Genomic DNA, 19,656 nt, shown 5'->3' with positions numbered 1-19,656 from the left:
AATGTTTGAAACAGGCAAAAAAGACTCTAGAATAATATCAATAACATAAATCACTCTAAATATCAGGAGCACACATGAACTTAGATCGCAACCAAATAACTGACTGCAATAAGCAGCTCATGAACTTTCATCAACAAGAACTCGATATTGTTAGCGCTAAGCTTGATCAACAAGGCATTAATTCCGAAGAGGTCATCGCTGACATCATTAAACTACAAGTTGCCACTCCCTCTTGGGCCCTAGGTACTGGTGCTACTCGTTTCGGTCGCTTCCCTGGTGGCGGCGAGCCCGCTACGCTCGAAGAAAAGATTTCTGATGTGGGGATTCTCAAACAGCTATCTGGCCAAACATCTTCTATCTCACTTCACATTCCTTGGGATATTCCTGACAATGCCGAAGAAGTAAAAGAGTTGGCAGCGAGCTATGGTCTGACATTTGATAGCATGAACTCAAATACATTTATGAATGACCCGCGCGGCGCTAACACACCCAATGGCCTCTCTTATAAATATGGTTCCATGTGCAATACTCAAGAAGCTGTTCGCGAACAAGCTATCCAACACAATATCGACGTGATTGAATACGGTAAGCGCCTTGGTTCTGATTCTCTTACTGTATGGTTAGCCGATGGTTCTAACTACCCTGGCCAAGCCAACTTCCGCAAACAATTCGAAAATGTTCAAGATTCTTTACAACAAATTTATAAACAAATGCCTGAAGACTGGTTCATGTTTACCGAACACAAGCCCTTCGAACCAAACTTTTATTCTACAGTTAATAATGACTGGGGCTCTAACCTGCTTCTCGCTAAGGGAACGGGTGAGCGCTGTTTGTGTTTAGTGGACTTAGGTCACCACCTACCCAACACTAATATCGAGCAAGTTGTATCACGCGTCATTATGGAAAAACGCCTTGCTGGCTTCCATTTCAATGATTCAAAATACAGTGATGATGATTTAACTGTTGGTTCACTCAAACCTTATCAACTCTTCCTCATCTTCAACGAACTCGTGGAATACATGAAGGGCGATGAAAAACAAGATAATGAGCTCGCTTGGATGATCGATGCGTCGCACAATACAAAGGACCCCATGGAAGATCTCCTCCAGTCTTTCGACGCCATCGCCCTCGCCTATGCTCAAGCCCTCATCATTCCTAGAACTCAGCTCAATGAGCTCCAATTCAATAATGACGTCGCAGGTGGCCAAGAGCTTATTCAAAACGCCTACCGCACTGATGTACGCCCTCTCATTCGCGAGGCTCGCATGAGACAAGGTGGAGCTTTTGATCCCCTCGCTGCTTACCGCGCTTTAGAAGTTCGCAAACAACTCATTGATGCACGCGGCACTCGCGTTGCGGTCACTGGTCTATAATTTTTAGTAATTAAGGAAATAGAAAAATGTCAAAAACATACAAACATGTAAACTACCTTTGGGATGATGCTAAGGCTGATTCATTAGACGAAGTCGAAAAGCTTATCTACCGTTCAAATATCCTCGGTGATGATCAAAGAATCACTAACACGGGTGGTGGCAACACTTCGGCCAAAATCATCGAAAAAGATCCTGTGACGGGCGAAGACGTAGAAGTTCTTTGGGTCAAGGGCTCTGGCGGTGATTTGAGAACGAGCAAGAAAGCAAACTTCGCTTCGCTCTACCAAGATAAGCTCATCAACTTACAGCCACTCTACACTAACAACCCTGAATCAGGTGTTAAAACAGCTATTGAAGACTACATGGTTGGCATGTACCCGCACTGTACCTTCAACAATAATCCTCGCGCCTCATCTATCGATACGCCCCTACACTCCTTTATCCCCTTTAAGCATGTGGATCACATGCACCCCAACTCTGTGATTGCGCTTGCGGCTTGTAAAAATAGTGAGGCCCTAACTAAAGAAATCTTTGGCGATGATATTATCTGGACGCCTTGGCAACGCCCAGGTTTTGACCTCGGTCTTCAATTGCAAGAAATCTGTAAAAAGCACCCCAATGCCAAAGGCGTACTACTCGCTGGCCACGGTATCATCAACTGGGCTGACGATAACAAAGAGTGTTATGACCTCTCTTTAGACCTCATCGAAAAAGCTGCTGAATACATTGAAGCACGCGACAAAGGCGAAATGACTTTTGGTGGCGCTAAATACACTTCTTTAGACGAAGAAACACGTGACGATGTACTTGCTCAAATTCTTCCTTCACTTCGCGGTCTCGTTTCGACTGAGAAGAAAATGATTGGTACAATCCACTCGGATGATACGATCCTGCGCTTTGTGAATTCACAAGATGCTGACCGTCTTTCTAAGCTCGGAACCTCTTGTCCAGATCACTTCCTTCGTACTAAGATCCAACCCCTTTATGTGGATTGGGATCCTGCCTCTGGCGACGTAGCCGAGCTCAAGCGTTTACTCGCTGAAGGCGTAGAGGCATACAAGGCTGACTACCAAACATACTACGAAACTTGTAAAAGAGATAATTCTCCCGCTATTCGCCCTTCCAATCCCTCTATCTGCCTCATCCCGGGCATTGGCATGGTCGCTTGGGGTAAAAACAAGTCAGAGAGCCGCGTAACTGCAGAGTTCTACAACTGTGCCCTCGAAGTTATGCGTGGTGCTGAGGCCATGGATGAATATATCGCCCTCCCTCAACAAGAAGCCTTCGACATCGAATATTGGTTACTCGAAGAAGCTAAACTGCAACGCATGCCTGCTGAAAAAGAATTCGCCCGCAATGTCGTCGTCGTTGTTGGCGCCGGTTCAGGCATTGGCAAATCCACTGCTCATCGCGTTGCCAAAGAAGGCGCTCACGTGGTTTGTGTTGACCTCAATGCCGAAGCTGCACAATCAACTGCCGATGAACTCATAGAAATTTATGGTCATGGTATCGGTGTATCTGGAACGGGCATTTCTAAATGTGGTCCCGCTATTGCGCTCAGCGCAAATATCACTGATCGTGAAAGTATTCAAGCCATGTACAAGCAAATCACCCTCGCTTACGGTGGTATTGATAACGTTATTGTGACTGCTGGTATTTTTGTTCCATCGGATACAACTGGCTATATCCCTGATGAAAAATGGGGTTTAACTTTCGATATCAACGTCAAAGGCCTCTTTATGGTCGCAGACGAAGGCAACAAAGTCTGGAAGCAACAAGGACTCAAGGGCTCACTCGTTCTCACGACTAGCGTAAATGCGGCCGTCGCAAAACGTGGTTCTCTAGCTTACGACACGTCAAAAGCCGCTGCCAATCACTTAATTCGCGAACTTGCCGTCGACATGGCTCCCCTCGTACGTGTCAATGGCTTAGCTCCTGCCACAGTTGTCAAGGGCTCGTCCATGTTCCCACGTGATCGAGTTATAGGTTCACTTGCCAAATATAGCATTGAATATAGCGAAGAATGGCCGACGGAAAAACTCCGTAATTCCCTCGCAGAATTCTATGCCCAAAGAACGCTCACCAAAGAACCCATCACACCAGAAGATCAAGCCGAATGCGCTTATGTACTCGCTAGTAGCATGCTAAGTAAAAGTACTGGCCAAGTCATCTCTGTTGATGGTGGCCTACACGAGGCCTTCCTCAGATAAACGCAATTCATTTCACCCTCTTGTAAAAAAGGGGGTGATTTTTTTAAGACTCTTACTATTTTAGCAAAAAAAGGATCCTTTAATGTCAGTAACCGCAGACTTACGCCATAAAAATATTATTGATTTCCTCAAACTCAATGGAGAATCAAAAGTCATTGATTTGTCCCATGAGTTCCAAGTTACCGAAGAAACCATTCGACGGGATTTAGGTAGATTAGAAAATGAGGGTAAACTGATCCGCAAACATGGTGGCGCCATACTGCAAGAACAATCACTATTGATTGAGCAAAGCTTTGAACAAAGACAGATTCAAAATATTAAAGAAAAAACTGCCATTGCTGAACATGCTTTGAGCCTTATTTCAGAAGGTGAAACCATTTTCATGGATGGCAGCACCACCACCTGGCAGATGTCTAAAATCATGCCCGATATTAAAATTACAGTTATCACTGATTCCCTACGAGTCTTTGTCAATTTATCCAATCACAGCAATATCAGCCTGATCTCAATTGGCGGTAAACTTTGGCATAGTACACAAACCCTAGTGGGACCCACTGCCATCAGTACCATACAGAATTACTTTGTCGATAAATACTTTTTTTCTTGCCAAGGGATAGATAAAGATTGGGGCATTAGCGATAACAACAACGATGTAGCCTCGGTCAAAAGTGCGATGATCGCAAATTCCAACCAAAAAATCCTCCTAGTCGATCATAGCAAAATACAAAAAAAATCCCTCGTGCGTTTTGCTGCCTTAGATCAAATTAACCACCTCATTACTGATCAAAAATGTCCGCAGGAAAACATTGACTCCCTAAAAGAACATATCGCTTCCATCACTATCGTTTAACACCCCCCTTTACATTCACTATTTTTAGCTAGACGGGAGTTCTCTCACCTTTGATCCTGAGCCTATAGCAAGCTACCCACATGACCTTATTTTAAAAAATCGTACTCCGGGTTCACACATTTGCCTTTAGAGTTCTTATAAACCTTTTCTAATTCTTCTTTACTTGGTGGTTGTTGGCCCTTATCATCGGTCGTTTGCTCCCAATGCACAAGCTGCGCTCGATGTTTTTTGAGTACGGACGCATACTCCGGGTTCAGCGCTAAGTTGTGTAATTGATGGGGGTCGTTAATAACATCGTACAATTCCTCAACTTTTCTTTTGGAGGCATCATGGTATGAGGCCTGAAGATCTGACAACTTTCCCTCTGTATACAATTTTCTAAGGTTCACAAAGGTCGCATAGCCATCTCGATAGGCGGCTTGATAAAGCGGTCGATCAGTCATGTGATTTTTTATATAGAGGAACTTTTCACTACGCACTGAGCGTACGCGATCAATGGCATTGCCCATGCGGTCTTTTGCGGAAATCACAAACTCACGGGGCTGATAATTTTTCGCAAAGAGCTTTTTCCCTTCCATGAACTCCGGCACTTCCAAACCCGCTAAATCAATTGAGCTGGTGGTAATATCGATACCACTCACTAAGTCATTTCTCACCTTGCCCAGCTCGTGGAGTTTCCGGATTCCCTGCGGCCAATGAACGATCAAGGGAACCTTAATCCCCTCATCATAGAGGTGCTGCTTAGCCCGGGGCATGGGGCATCCGTGATCGGTAAAAAAGAAAACGATTGTATTGTCCCAAAGTTCATAGTCTTTCAAGGCTTTGATGATGGCTCCCACTTGGCTATCACAAAAAGCGATTTGTTCATAATGACGGGCAATGGCATTGCGCATCACAGCGGTATCCGGATACTGAGGCGGAACTTTTATAGCGCTTTGTTTTACACGGCTATAAGCGGAGGGTTTTCTGCCGACTTCCCCCTGATACTTTCCACCCGAAAGTTGGATCTGCCCGAAAAACTGCTTTCCCTTCAACTGTTCCAAGCAAGTTAGATCATGGCCTTTTAGATGACTTGAAACAACTTTTTTTGAGGGGCGTTTAAATTCCGGAGAAAATAAATCATGGTATTGATAAGAAAAATTATAATCCGTCTTCTGCTCATTGAAGGTCAGGTAACCCGCCTCGCGAAAGACTTGCGCTATGGTGCTAATTCCCTCGGGCAGAGGCTTCTTAATCATTGTGCGGTGCTGGTGCAATCCATGACTTGTCTGCATCGTTCCGGTAATGAGTGCCGAACGACTGGTGGAACACACCGGTGAAGGCATGTAAGCCCGTTCAAACTTTACTCCATTGATAGCCAGACTATCGATATTTGGCGTCGCAGCTGTCTCGTCTCCATAACAGCCCAGCCATCCACTCATATCATCGACAACAATCCATAGAACATTTGGCGCGTCTTTAGCAAAAGTTGAATGACTTAAAATAAAAAGCGTGAGTATTGCTACTATTTTGTTCATGAAATAAAGCCTCTATAAATATTTCTTTTTATAAAATTGTCTTAGATAAAGCTAATGACACCAAGGCTTATAGCTTTTTGCATTATTTGATAGCATGGGGGAATTTTCGATCACCGATTTGTTCCATCCACTTGGACATAGATCTTTTTAATTCATTTAGTATGGGGAGCTGTTCCGGCTTTCCTGTTTGATTGCTCAGCTCATAGGGATCTTTGCTTTGGTTGTAGAGGAATTGTTCATCTGTTCCAGTCAGAATATACTTCCATTTTTTATTTCGAGCCATACGATGTCCTTCGCCTACTTTGGCGCCAACGCCAACACATTCACTAAAAACCACCTGCCGAACATTTGCTTTTTCATCTTTAAAAATGGGGAGGAGTGATTTTCCCATGAGATGATTTGGTAATGGAACTCCGGCTAGGTCCAAAAGACTGGGATAAAGGTCTAAGCTGGACACAAGTGCATCCGATCTTTTTCCTTTGCTTGTAAGCTGACTCCAGTTGATGAACATCGGCACGCGTACAGATTCTTCATGCATAGTTATTTTATTGCCTAAGCCGTGATTCCCCAAATGGTAACCGTTGTCAGATAAGAAAACAATAACTGTATTATCCTTGATCCCCAATTGCTCCATATTCTCAATCATTTGCCCAACTTGTGAATCTAAATGACTGATGACAGCGTAGTATGCTTTGATAAAAGAGCGCATGGTAGCTTCGTTTCGAGGAGGACCACCCGGCAGCTTTTTCCATACTTTTGTATAGTTGCTATCACGATGAAAATTTTCTCCCGGCTTACCCTGATTGAAGACACTGGATGGAAGTGGCTCCTCCAGGTAATTGGCGTCGAGTTTTAACTCATTTTCATTATACAGATCAAGCCATTTTTGTTGAGGGTAAAGTGGCAGGTGAGGTTGTCGAGGTGCCAACCAAAGAAAAAAAGGCTTGGAGCTTTTAGCTGCTTTTTGTAAAAAAGAATTGGCCCTTTTGAAAGTTTCCACATCATCATGACCCTTAGTTTCTTCACCTTCGTCAAAACCATAAGATTTAGGCGGGCCAATATGTGACTTCCCCCAAAATGCGCAATGGTATCCCGCTTTTTTCATCTGACGAGGTAAAGACTGCTCCGCCCTCTCAGCACCAGCATAATACTTTTTAAAAGCTTTATGATTTAAAGCAACAACGCCATTCTGCTGCGGGTAAACACCGGACATCATGGCTGCGCGACTGGCGGTGCAGATGGGAGAAGCTACATAGACATTATTGAGAATAAGACCTTCTCTTGCCAACTTATCTAGGTGGGGAGTCTTTACAGCCGGGTTATTGTAAGCAATCGCACGATAGACTTGGTCATCGGTAAAAATAACCAGGATATTCGGCTTCGTGTTTTTCAGGGAATCCCCAGCGAAAACACTAAGATTCAAAGTTGTCAAAAAGTATAATAGCAACACAAGTTGGCGCATATGATTTAACCCTTTTTTTAAGCTTTATTAAAAACTTTTATTTATTGGCTTCAGATGCTGCAAAAGCTTTGTGACCGGTTGATTTTTTACCTAGGATGGGAGCGCGTTCCTGGGGAACTTGCTTGCGGTGCTTGGCAATAATTGAGGCGTACTCGGGGTTTTTGATTTGATTATGCCACTCGTGGGTATCTTTGCTGCGGTCGTAAAATTCTTCTGAGCCATCGTTATAGTGGATATAGCGGTAGCGTTCAGAGACGATGGCATAGTTTCCTGGACCGAAGCTCGTACGAGCGTAATGCGGCCAGTCACTTTGCGGATTACGCAAAAGTGGTACAAGAGAATTACCCTCAAGTTTGGGGTCGGATTTTAGTCCAGTGAGTTCCAGTAAAGTTGGGTAGATATCGAGAAGCTGCGTTGGCTTGTGAGTTACACCTGGCTTAATTCCGGGGCCTGAGATCATCATGGGTACACGTGCACCATCTTCCCAGAGGCTACGCTTGGCATAGCGTTCTTTCTCACCCAAGTGAAAGCCATGATCACTGTATAGCACAACGTAAGTATTATCCTTGTGAGGGCTGGCATCTAGGGCATCGAGAATTTTGCCTACCTGAGCATCCACAAAAGAAACACAGGCGAGGTAGGATTGCACGAGCTTTTTCTCTTCTTTATTTTCTATCACCCATTCATAAGTGGGGGCCACGTGTTTTTCCCGCGTTAAGTCGACACCATATTGAGGGATACCTTCGATATCATTTTTTCTCATTTTTGGCATTTGGACTGACTCGAGGGGGTACATATCAAACCATTTTTGCGGAGCAAACTGCGGGACGTGAGGACGGTAAAAACCGATGCCCATAAAGAAGGGTTGATCGTAATCACGAGCAAGCCTTTCCTTGCCCCAAGCAGCAATCTTTACATCCGGCATTTGCTCGTCACGCTCTGGGTAAACACCCCAATCCCAGAGTGGATGACCGGGAAATGAAGTAATTTTCTTTTTGGGGATGGGACCAAAACCCCCAAAACTCCCGCCATACTCTTTAAAATATTTTTTATTTTCTTGGTTGTGAAACAATTTACCGGCGGCACTCACATGGTAGCCCTCGGCTTCGAAACGCTTGGGCATAACGAGGTGACCTTTTGCCTTAGGTGAAGTCCCAACACTTGGGTTTAAAAAGTAAATGCCCGTTGTGCTTGGGTATAAAGAAGTCATCATACTCCCGCGAGAAGGGTTGCACACCGGTGACTGACATTGTGTATTGGTGAAAAGAACACCGCGATTAGCCAAGCGATCCATATTGGGGGTTTTTGCCTGCGGGTGACCACCGAGAACACCTATCCAGTCATTGAGATCATCCACCGCAATAAGCAAGACATTGGGCTTTTCCTGAGCAAAAAGCGCTGTTGATCCCATGAACAGAGATAAAATAATCAGACGAGTTATTTTTTTCATTGGTTTTACCTTATTTTTTAAGAAAGGCAGCAAAGCTTTCCTTTATTATTAATAAATTTTAGATTCGTTTAAAGATTTACATGATTGCCCACAGGTATGCGATCCATACGAGAAGGACGCTGTCCCTCTCGAGCTCTCCCTGTAAGGATTTGCCAATCCTTAACCAGGCGACTAGGAACTTTATGGATAATTATGTAGATTTAAGTAGGCTCAATTGGAGTTATTTAGATTTCCTTTTCGATAACTTATTACGTTCACTCACCTTTTTTACTTCTGCAGTTGCCTTCTTGGGCAGCCACTGGGCAAGTTCATCGCGGATTGATTTATAATTCGGATCATTGATCAAATTCTTATATTCATCCGGGTCATTTTTATGATCATAGAGTTCTTCTGCACCGTCTTCATAAGAAATGAAACGCCAGTCACGAGTTCTAACTGCATGATTTCCGTAATAAGAGGATATGATTGCAGGTTGTTTACGTTCACTTAGCGGATTTTTAAGTTGTGGCATTAATGAAATCCCATCCAATTTCTTAGGCGCTTTGACTCCGCATAAGTCGACTAATGTTGGGTAGATATCGATTAAACTTGCCGGTTCTAGACAAGCTTCTCCAGATTCTATACCCGGCCCGTAAACTAATAAAGGTACTTTAGTGGATTCTTCCCACAAGGTGCGTTTAGCCCAATGCTCTTTTTCGCCCAAATGAAAACCGTGATCACTCCATAAAATGACAATTGTATTATCGGCGTATTTACTGTTTTTTAGTGCGTCGATGACACGTCCTACACACGCATCTACAAAACTAATGGAGGCTAAATAAGCATGGGTGAGTTTTCTGTGCGAATCAGTCGCCAAGACTTCTTTGTGAGTGGGAGCTACAGCATAGTCGTTGATCGATAGGAAATTTTTCGGCACATCATCCAAATCGGATTTTGGTGAAGGAGCCAGTACAATTGACTCTTCATCGTAGAGATTAAACCATTTAGGCGGAACCAGCAAGGGAACATGAGGTCGGAAAAATCCAACTGACATAAAAAAGGGTTTATCAAAATCTTCCTGCAGAGCTTGAGCTGCATTGTGAGCCAATTTCATATCATGGGCTTGTGCATCAGTCCCTGGGTGCTGTCCCCAATCCCAAGCCCTACTCCAGCCTTCGGGAAGGTTTAATGGCTGCTTTGGTTTTGGACCGGAATGGCCTTTAATCAAACTGCGATCATTATCATTTGCGACAGAGCCTTTGAAGCCATGATGCAAAACTTTGCCCCCTGCCAGCGTGTAGTAACCTTGATTTTTAAAATGGCGCTGAATCGTTAATACGTCTTTGAGAGCCGGAATTGATTGGTAACTAGGGCCGATTTCATAACTGCCATGAGTCGTGGCTGCAAGGCCTGACATGACGCTCACACGCGAAGAAGAACAGACCGGCACCGCACAGTGAGCATTGGCAAAAATGCGCCCGCTATTGGCAAGCTTATCCATGTGGGGAGTTTTCACCTGCGGGTGGCCACCTAAAAAACCCGTCCAATCATTTAAATCATCTATAGAGATCATCAAGACATTGGGCTTTTCCTGAGCAAATATGCTCGAGATAAAAGCTATGTAGCAAAGAAATTTCTTCATATATCTATTTCTTTTGCAGGAACAAGTAGGTTCCTTTTTTGTTACTCACTAGGATATCATTGAGGCCATCTTTATTGACATCCCCCGCACTAAACTGAGTTCCGACACCTGAATTGTTATCGATTTTTATGGGCTTGTAATAAGCCTGGCCGTTTTCGTGAACAAGTTGAAAAATATAAAGTACGGCCGGCGCCATAGGTTCGGCATCGCCTTTTGGCCCGTGAGCCCAGTAACGCTTACCAGTGACAATATCCTTTAGTCCATCATTATTCATATCTACATGTTCAATAGCATGTAACTGAGTAAACTTCACTCCGAACTTATTATCCTTTGCTTGAGTTCCCATAATGACTTGCTTGGAAAAGCTTTTGTTATCAATATTCTTAAACCAGTAGAGACCATAGCCATGAGCATTGCCGGAGGTAATGACATCGTTACGCCCATCACCATCCACATCATAAGTAAACATTTGAGCGCCACAATGGCGTTCACCATTAGAAAATTGTTGCTTGTGATAAACCCACTCCTGCCCTGGCTTGGCATCCTTGGGTTGCTCTAACCAACCGTGACCCGCCAGCATATCCATTAGGCCATCATTATTTACATCACCCATGCCGATTCCGTGGGTGTACTTATGCCATTTGCCTTTAGTTGAGATTTTGTGAAAAAACCATTTATCCAAAGGGTTTTTGGGGTTCATTTTTGCATAGCCAAAGTAACCATCGTAATTGCAAATAAGCTCTTCTGTCCCGTCGCCATCGACATCTAAGAGTTGGGGAGATTCATTATCCACTACATCCCACAAGGCAACTTCCTGCCATTGACCCTGACCCTTACCTGGGTTGAGGTAGGCATACAAGGGGGAGCCTGGTAAACCCACAAGAAGTATATCATTGTGACCATCCTTATTGATGTCTCTCACCCAATTGCCAAAGGAATTGGAGTACTTAATGGGCGTGTAGGCATTATTCTTAACTGGCGTATGTTTTTTACTGCCATCAAGCTCGCGAATTTGATGTTTGACTTTGTATTCGGGGCCCTCCCACCAAAAACTGCCAGCCACGAGGTCGTTCACACCGTCGCCATTGAGATCGCCATAAGCGGCGCCTTCCGAATAAAAGGATTTACTTATCGTGATTTTCTCATAATCTGCGCTAATAACTTGTCCATTTTTAGCAATGAGGCTTAGGTTTTCTGTGCCACTGTGATCGGGAGTATGATCTGCGACTAGGGCAATATTGAGGCTCATTAAAGCCGTAGTGAGTAATAATTTTTTCATTGTTTTTCTCTCTTTCATGTTAAACTTTGTAAACTTATTGTCTTGAGTCGCGTATTTGGTGACATATTTTTTAAAAATAGCTTTGTAAATAAGTAATATTCATAAAATGAGCTTATTTAAGGATATACATTATATCTTGGATTTATATAAACTATATCACTAAGTTTATAACAAATTCGGCACAGATATTTCTTTGTGTTACGCAGCTAAAACACGTTTATTGTAAACGTAAACGGAATTTCGTGAGAGACCAAGTTCCAACGCAAGCTGCGCACCTTTTTCACCAGCAGCCAATTTTTAATTATTGTAAATCAGTCATCTTTGAGTAGGCGCAGGCGATCGAATTTCATTTGCTGCTTGGGAACTTGCGAAACAAAACGAATGATTTTAAGACCGGGCGCATCAAATTTCGCCACACCTAAGTTTAACTTAGTAAGCTTTTTCTGCGCTGGAAATTGAGCGATCTTTTTCATTGGGTAGCCATTATCCGATTGCGCGGCATCATTTTTCACATCATCGACTTGGACTAAAAAATTGCCCTTAGCTGACATCTCGGCTTCCAAGCGGTAAGCTCCCGGACTTTGGACTTCTAAAATCAAATCGATATAGCTGCCCTTTCCTGCATTGAGATCGGCGTAGAGCATTTTACTAGATTCGTCTTTACTTCTCAAGTAATGACAATTGCCACGCAATTTATAATCTGCCGAGGTCTGGGCGGGAATCAGTTCAGCCTCGATCCAACCGTCCTCAGGTATAAGTGGATAAGTAAAGGAAAGATGTTTTTCCATCTTTTCAATAAGCGATGCATACTCAGGATTTTTGGCCAAGTTACGAAATTCATGGGGATCACTAGCTAGTTTATATAACTCTGTTTCACCTGTTGCTAAACGAGTCATGCGGTAATCATTGGAAAGAATCGATTCAAAAAATACGCCATCCATTTGGCTCGTCATTTGCACTGGTTTATCCCAGTCCATTTGTGGATTTTTGAGCAATGGAAGCAAACTATTGCCATCTAGTTTTTGTGGCGGCTTTGGTAATCCCAGTAAATCAACGAGCGTTGGGTAGAGGTCCAAAAGCGAAACGGCTTTATTACACATCACCCCTTTCTCTAAACCCGGTCCGGCAATCATAAAATTACTGCGTGAGGAATCGTACCAGGGTTTAATTTTTGACCAGGCACTTTTCTCTCCCAGCATGTAACCGTGATCACTCCACAGCACCACATAGCCCGTTTCGGCATGGGAACTGGAGTACCAGGCATCTAAAAGGCGGCCGACTTGCTCATCAGCAAAAGTCACACTTGCCAAGTAAGCCCTTACAAACTGCTTATCGTAGCCCTTTTTTACTAGATTTTCATGATAGCCCTTACCGAACTTAGCCTCTAAACCAGCGACTAACTTAAAACGCTCTGGCAAGTCATCGAGGTCATCGCTGCGCGCTTCAGGTAGCTGCAGGTTTTCCAGCGGATACATATCAAAATACTCCTGTGGCACAATCCACGGAACGTGGGGCCGATAAATCCCCACCGAAAGTAATAAAGAGGATTTAAGTGACTGAATCTTTTCTATGCCAAGACTAGCCGCTTTGTAGTCAGACATTTCTGTGACTGGTACATCGGCAATATCCCAAACAGCAGATGAATTGAGTCTAATCCCCACGCCCTTAACTTTACTTACCTTTTGGGGTGCCGGTATGTAAGTATCGAACTCAGGTTTATCTCCTTTATGAAAATTCTTGGCAATGCCAATGCTTTGCCAGCCATTTTGTGAAAAGAGCTTAGGAATTGTGACCGCTTCTTCCCCCGCGTAAAAACGCCAGGGCCGACGACCATTATCATTGGAAATATTACCGGAGCGCCAAGGGGCTATACCAGTAAAGAAGGCTGGACGAGAGGGTACGCAGGAAGGCGAGGCACAGATCGCATTACTGAAGGTAATACCGCGCTCTGCTAAGCGTTTAATATGGGGCGTAATCGCTTGTGGATGTCCCTGCAAGACTTCGTTCCAATCATTCCAGTCATCCACATTAATCAGCAGCACGCTGGGCTTTTTGTCCAATGCCAATAAAGGTAAACTTATTAAACAAAATAAAAGGAATAAAAAATTTCTCATTAATCTCTCTCTATAGTGAGTAAGGCACTATCAATGAGCTTGAGTGCCGTCGTTACTGAGCCATCGGGATAATAGGCTTGCCAAGCCTCTTCCTGTTGATCGTACTTTGAGTAGCCCATGAGCTCAAAAACCTGAAAAGCCGTGGGGTACTTATTATCTATTTCAATTCTGTATATCATGCTGGGCTGATCCTGGTAAGACTCATTGCCGTCGCCGAGCTGATTCACTTCGATCATCAAATAAAAGGGCTCTTCATTTCTTTCGGGTAAAATATAATCGCGCGGATCAAAGGAGCTGTTGGGAGTCGCCCCACTCACTGACAGGACCTCACCATCGTTTTCTTCGGCTTCTTTTTTGGCTTTATTGTATTCCTTAACTTTCCAGGACCAGTAAGGCAATTCTTCAGTATTTTGCGAACTGTGCAAAGTTTTAATGTGGTAAAAGGATTGATTCTGTAACCAAATCGCCATTTGCGATGGTTTTTCTGCTTGATAGTTTTTGCCCGCTCTCACTTCTATTTTAAGCTTATATTCGGGCGTTGGTGTGTAATGATAAATCATCCCCTTATCATTCATTTCAAAACGATCTTGAGCGGCGCCTAAATTATTGCTTAAGCCTAGAATAGATTGTATGGGTTTGGGTTGCCAAATAAACAGGCCTGTCAGCAGCGCTGTGATGCTAAAAGTCAGCACTAGGTTTTTTCCCTGAAAGCTTTTTTTCAGACCCTTAAAATTATGCTTCACATGCAGGTATATGAGCAGAATAAAGAAAAAGCCCATCAATGAATGCAGGCCAGTAGTTTTGATCGAAAAGGGCCTAAAATAAGCCATCAAGCCCGAAATAACCATCACGAGAAAAGTGCTGGCTACCAAGAGGTTGACGAGCTGTTTTTTATTTTTCAAAGTTTATCCCCAAGTTTATGGCTTATATTTTTATCTTAGCTGTCTTGGTTGCCTTAAATTCCAAGCCATCGACAATAACAAAGCCACTTGTATTTGCATTGGAAATAACAATTTTCGCATCGTCTTGGATATCAAATTGACCAAGTACAAATCCGCCATCATCACTCTTTTGTTGATTAACTTTCAGTTCTGTGACTTGCCCGCCAATACTTATCGACACGGGCACATTATTAGCACGAGTCTCGTGAGCACTATAGAAGAGTTTGATATCATATCTTCCCGGCTTTTCGACTTTGATGTCAAAAGTTAAAGAATTTTCACCCTTTGCTTGATTGTTATCGTGAAGGTAGTTAGAACCAATGGCAGGTTTAGAATTACTGCTTTTTTTCCAAGAACCTACTGCATGAGCAGTCACCGCATCCACTAAAAGTCTATCCCCACTTAAGACCTGCTTGTTGCCTTCTTGTGAGTCGGAATTGGTTTCTTGTGATTCGGCTTTGGCACTTTTTAGACCACCAATGACAATTGCATCATTCTTAATGAGTTCGACGCGAATTTCAGCCAAATCTACATCACCCGGAGTCTTACCCTGTCTAGCTGCAAGTACGGCGGTCACGGCGGTGGCCTGCCCCATGGCCATACAAGTGGCTTGAACTCGTGCTGCGGAATTCGCTAAACGATCACTGGAAACAGAACGTCCCGCGACCATAAAGTTTTTGGAGCCTTTTGGAATGAGGCAACTTCTCGGAATGGTGGGGAATGTTCCTGGCTTTAATTTTTGGGGTTTTACACCGTTTTTATCGTGTAAGTCAATGGGATAAAAGGAGTAGCAGAGTGAGTCTTTAAAAGTTCGCCCGCTGGTGTAATCATTTACCGTTAGCACTCGCTCACCTTTGATGCGATAGGTTTCGCGACTGGCCGTTTCGGTCATCATGCGATCAATTGTGGCATTTTCTCCACCTGGGATCGTCTTTAAAAATTTGAGCATGCGCAAGACTGATTTTCTGCCTGCAAGATTCGTTTGGGTTTGCGTTGCCGCAGTAGATGAATCCGCTCCAAAAATGTGATTGACATTACCTGAAGTACTTCTAATAGGTTGAAAAGCATTACCACTCCAGGTATCACCTTTCTGTAGACGACCTTCTTTGACTGCCTGTTTGTACATCTCTTGAATTTTCTTTTTATTTTTATTCACCACATTCATATCAAAACCCTTATAGATGACAGAGTGTGTTCCAGGTTGACGCTCCTCACCACGCATACGCTCCATACCGAGCATGCCCGCCACGGTTGCACCACCGGAACAATCAATGATTTGCTTACAACGCAATTGATAACGCACCCCCTGCCCGACCACATCAACCAGCCAACCATTGCTCGTTTGAGTCACTTTTTCGGGGAACTGATAATAAGCTAAAGAGACACCCGCATCGAGGCAAGCTTCTTCAGCCAAGAGGGAATAAAGCTGCCCATTTATGTTAACGTGATAGTAAACGTGACCCTTATTGGCTACAGAGAAATCCTGTAGGGGCTTACAGTCTACTTCGCGGGATTTTTTCACCAGCTCCCAACCAATACCAGAAATCAGCTGTTTACCCCAGGCGTGAAAGAGCCCTGGGAAGCAAACGCCACCAGTCGTAGTCGTACCTCCAAGCTGAGAACCGCGCTCAAGAAGAACCGTCTTTGCCCCCATGCGTCCAGCCTGAATGGCGGCTACGTGACCCGCTGATCCACCGCCAACAACCAATACATCTACATCCAACATATCCGGATTTTCAGTACTTTGAGTGGGAAGATTTTGTGCATCTGCTTTAAAGACTAAGCCCGATGAAGCTAAGATTGCGGTACCTGCGATTTTTGATTTTAAAAACTGGCGACGATCCATAATATTTTCCTTTAGCTGTTAAACAGAAGACTAAACTCATTCTTTAAAGCGAGAGTTTGAATCCACTGCGTATTCAATTCTTGGATCTATATTATGCTCAGCCGAGCGAATCTTACAGTAAAGACAAAAAAAGTGAGATTTAATTAAATCTTTTTATCATGTTTAAAAGCAAGATATGAACGCTACCTTAATTCTTCATCTAGGTAGGCGATCTCTTTTTGCAGAGCCGCCATCACGCGTTTTTTGTAAACGTAAACGGAATTTCGCGAGAGACCAAGTTCCAACGCAACCTGCTCGCCTTTTTCACCAGAGGCCAATTTTTGAAAAGCTTGTAAAACTTTGACTTCAAATTTATCGGAAATATTAGTCCAGGCAGCTTCACTTACATGCTTCTCCCACTCCTGCTGACAGAGTTTTTCTATTTCAGGCGGCAGCCCCTTTTCCAGTTCTTCTGCTTCTAGATGACTTTTAAATACACTCGCCTTTTTGCTTTTATGATAATAATTATTGGCTGTTCGATGAGTAATAACGCTGAGCCAGGAACGGAAACGGCCTTTTTGAGGTTGATAATCAAAGTCAGGCAATTTTTTCCAAGCAATGAGTATCACTTCCTGAATGACATCTTCCCTATCCTCAAATTTTATTTGCTCAAGGTTCTGTATAACACGATAAACATAGGGACGATAAAAAGCAATAAATTCTTCCCAGGCAGCATCATTGTACTGATCTCGAATTTTTAATAACAAAGTCTGTCGTGTATTTCTTGCTTGATTCATAGAGTGTTAAACTGCATTTATGTTTTACCAAAAACTTCTGAATCAGAATTTGGATTCATTCAATAATATCTTATTTAATTTAATAGCTGAACAATAACTTGTCACTTCGCAATACCTAGAACTTAGTGTATATCATAATGTGTTTTTCAGCTCACGGCTTATATTCATTCCAAGCATATATAAATAAAAGAGTACCGTAGATAGATGGAATCAGACAAGGATAATTTCACAGACTTCCTGCAAAGTCAATACAAGCTTGTACAGGATAAAATTGAGACCAATGATCGCCCTTCTGAACAGAAAAGGTACCTAGACAAGACTCTTATTGGTGAAGGGGCCCAAAAAAAGATATATCAAGTCTACGACACAAGCTGCAGTCGTGAAATTGCTCTGGCTGTCTTGAAAAACAATTCACAGCAAGCAAAAGCTCAATTTTTGCGAGAAGCGCGAATTACGGCTTTACTCCAGCACCCAAATATCATGCCTATTTATGAAACTGGCCAAGATGAATTAGATCAGCCGTACTTCACCATGAAATTAGGTCGTGGCGATACTCTTCAGGACATCCTTGTTGCCAAGAAAAAAATGCCGCAACAAGAACTTTTATCTCTCTTTCTCAAGGTCTGTGATGCACTCATTTATGCTCATTCCAAAGGTGTTTTACATCGGGACCTAAAACCTGAAAATATTTATGTCGGTCAGTTTGGCGAGGTACTCTTGTGTGACTGGGGCTTGGCGAATATCGTTTTAGAGGATTGCGAGGAAAAAATCCTTGATGACCAGAACTTACAAGACCTAAATCTAAGAGTCTCCCTCAAGGGAGTAATCAAAGGGACACCGGGCTTTATTGCTCCTGAAATTTTAAAAGATGCCAAGTACTCCTTCCAAAGTGATATTTATGCCTTAGGTGCCATTTTCTATTCTTTGTTAACGGAGAAAGACCCTCAAGATCAAGAGTTCCCAAGATCAGCAAAAGTATTACTAGATGTAGAGAAAAAACCTTTGCCAGCTAGTTTAAAAGCTATTGGTCTTAAGGCTTTGGCAGAGAATAAGTCTGAGCGTTATCAAAGAGTGGAAGACATGCTCATCGATATAAAATCATATCTCAATGGCTTTGCACCAAAGGCCGAAGAAGCAGGCACATTTACTCAAATTAAACTATTGTACAAACGCAATAAACGCGTCATGAATACAGCCACTTTTTCCCTAATCATTCTATCGGGTTTACTCATCGGCTTTATTCACTCTCTTAGACAAAAGGAAACGCACGCATTAAATCTACTAAATCAATTAGAGGAATCTGATTTAAAGCGTAAAAATGCTGAAGCAGAATTACTCCCCCACTATATCGAAAAAGCAAAATCTGCCTTTCTGGAAGGCCAGCCTGAAACAGCTCTTACTCTGACACAAGTCTGTTTCAATTTTGATAAAGAAAACAAAAAGGTTCGTGATTTATACGGCAAAGCACTCATGTCCATGCAAAAATTTACTGCTGCAGTAGATGTATTAAAAGGCATTAACCCAGAAGTTTATATTATCGCTAAAAACTGTGCTCAAATAAAAGAGCACGAAAACAAAAAACCTAAGCAAACCATTGCACTGCTTAAAGCGGTCGGTGTTGAGCCAGAAAATGACAAGGGTTACATCTATCGCAATATATTATATCAAGAATTTGCCAAAAGTGCACCTGAAAGTAAGCTGGAATTACTACGCAGCGTGCTGATGATGCGCAATAATTTATCATCAATGAATTCCGTCCTGGAATATAAAGATGACGCCTACACCATAGATCTTAGCAACAACCCTGACTTAGAGATTCTAAATGTCTTAGCGAAGTTTGGCCCTGCCGTTGTTAAAAAGTTTGACCTCAGCCATACGAATATAAAGTCCATATATCCCATCAAGAACTTCAACATCATTAAGTTAAATCTACGCTACACTAATAAATTACCGTTAGGTATTTTTAATCATTATTATGAGCACTTAGATGCTGAAGGCTCACAAAACGACTTTTCACCCTACTTAAAAAACAAACCGGTTCAGTATTTAAATATTCACCAAACGCCCTTTTCGAATTACAAGGTCCTAACAACTTTGAAAAAATTGCAAACTTTGATTGTGAGCAAAGGAAAAATGCCTCAAAGCGTAAGACAAAAATTACCGCCAAACTGCACAGTCATCGAGAAATAACTCTTACCTAAACCCGCGCGCTAGCTT

At 42.9% G+C, this 19,656-nt stretch carries 13 protein-coding genes; 4 read left to right on the top strand and 9 right to left on the bottom strand.

The features are described from left to right. Positions 1 to 74: 74 nt before the first annotated feature. From LNTAR_RS14220 to LNTAR_RS14210, 3 genes are all read left to right on the top strand, one after another. Entirely contained in the window at positions 75 to 1,373 is a 1,299-nt protein-coding gene (locus LNTAR_RS14220; RefSeq protein WP_007279414.1) for a sugar isomerase, read from the top strand. 26 nt (positions 1,374 to 1,399) lie between these two features. Beyond that, positions 1,400 to 3,583: a bifunctional rhamnulose-1-phosphate aldolase/short-chain dehydrogenase gene (locus LNTAR_RS14215; protein WP_007279413.1), complete on the top strand. Its 2,184-nt coding sequence runs from the start codon at positions 1,400 to 1,402 to the stop codon at positions 3,581 to 3,583. An 82-nt stretch (positions 3,584 to 3,665) separates the two neighbouring features. Next, positions 3,666 to 4,433, top strand: a complete 768-nt coding sequence (locus LNTAR_RS14210) for a DeoR/GlpR family DNA-binding transcription regulator (protein WP_007279412.1) — start codon at positions 3,666 to 3,668, stop codon at positions 4,431 to 4,433. Positions 4,434 to 4,519: 86 nt separating this feature from the next. On the opposite strand, the gene LNTAR_RS14205 is transcribed toward LNTAR_RS14210, so the two are convergent. The 9 genes from LNTAR_RS14205 to LNTAR_RS14165 form a co-directional block, all read right to left on the bottom strand. After that, positions 4,520 to 5,950, bottom strand: a complete 1,431-nt coding sequence (locus LNTAR_RS14205; protein ID WP_007279411.1) for a sulfatase family protein — start codon at positions 5,948 to 5,950, stop codon at positions 4,520 to 4,522. An 82-nt stretch (positions 5,951 to 6,032) separates the two neighbouring features. Then, the gene (locus tag LNTAR_RS14200) at positions 6,033 to 7,412 is read right to left on the bottom strand and encodes a sulfatase family protein (RefSeq protein WP_007279410.1); all 1,380 of its coding nucleotides are present in this window, start codon (positions 7,410 to 7,412) and stop codon (positions 6,033 to 6,035) included. A 37-nt stretch (positions 7,413 to 7,449) separates the two neighbouring features. Then, positions 7,450 to 8,862, bottom strand: coding sequence for a sulfatase (locus LNTAR_RS14195; RefSeq protein WP_007279409.1), 1,413 nt, complete (start codon positions 8,860 to 8,862; stop codon positions 7,450 to 7,452). Between the two features lie 220 nt (positions 8,863 to 9,082). Beyond that, a complete protein-coding gene (locus tag LNTAR_RS14190) occupies positions 9,083 to 10,483 on the bottom strand; it encodes a sulfatase (protein ID WP_007279408.1) in 1,401 nt (466 codons plus the stop codon). Between the two features lie 4 nt (positions 10,484 to 10,487). Further along, a complete protein-coding gene (locus LNTAR_RS14185) occupies positions 10,488 to 11,762 on the bottom strand; it encodes an FG-GAP repeat domain-containing protein (RefSeq protein WP_007279407.1) in 1,275 nt (424 codons plus the stop codon). Positions 11,763 to 12,073: 311 nt separating this feature from the next. Beyond that, the gene (locus LNTAR_RS14180; protein WP_007279406.1) at positions 12,074 to 13,876 is read right to left on the bottom strand and encodes a sulfatase; all 1,803 of its coding nucleotides are present in this window, start codon (positions 13,874 to 13,876) and stop codon (positions 12,074 to 12,076) included. Then, on the bottom strand, positions 13,876 to 14,778 hold the full coding sequence (locus LNTAR_RS14175; RefSeq protein ID WP_007279405.1) for a DUF4405 domain-containing protein: 903 nt from the start codon (positions 14,776 to 14,778) through the stop codon (positions 13,876 to 13,878). The genes LNTAR_RS14180 and LNTAR_RS14175 overlap by 1 nt, the downstream gene beginning before the upstream one ends. Before the next feature lie 22 nt (positions 14,779 to 14,800). Further along, positions 14,801 to 16,663, bottom strand: coding sequence for an FAD-dependent oxidoreductase (locus tag LNTAR_RS14170; protein WP_007279404.1), 1,863 nt, complete (start codon positions 16,661 to 16,663; stop codon positions 14,801 to 14,803). A gap of 182 nt (positions 16,664 to 16,845) precedes the next feature. Continuing rightward, the gene (locus tag LNTAR_RS14165; RefSeq protein ID WP_007279403.1) at positions 16,846 to 17,439 is read right to left on the bottom strand and encodes an RNA polymerase sigma factor; all 594 of its coding nucleotides are present in this window, start codon (positions 17,437 to 17,439) and stop codon (positions 16,846 to 16,848) included. A gap of 204 nt (positions 17,440 to 17,643) precedes the next feature. Between LNTAR_RS14165 and LNTAR_RS14160 the strand changes: the two genes are divergently transcribed. Then, on the top strand, positions 17,644 to 19,629 hold the full coding sequence (locus LNTAR_RS14160) for a serine/threonine-protein kinase (protein WP_007279402.1): 1,986 nt from the start codon (positions 17,644 to 17,646) through the stop codon (positions 19,627 to 19,629). The last annotated feature ends 27 nt before the right edge of the window (positions 19,630 to 19,656 follow it).

Origin of the sequence: Lentisphaera araneosa HTCC2155 (assembly GCF_000170755.1) — a bacterium.
GTDB lineage: Bacteria > Verrucomicrobiota > Lentisphaeria > Lentisphaerales > Lentisphaeraceae > Lentisphaera > Lentisphaera araneosa.
This window is presented reverse-complemented; position numbering and strand designations above follow the sequence as displayed.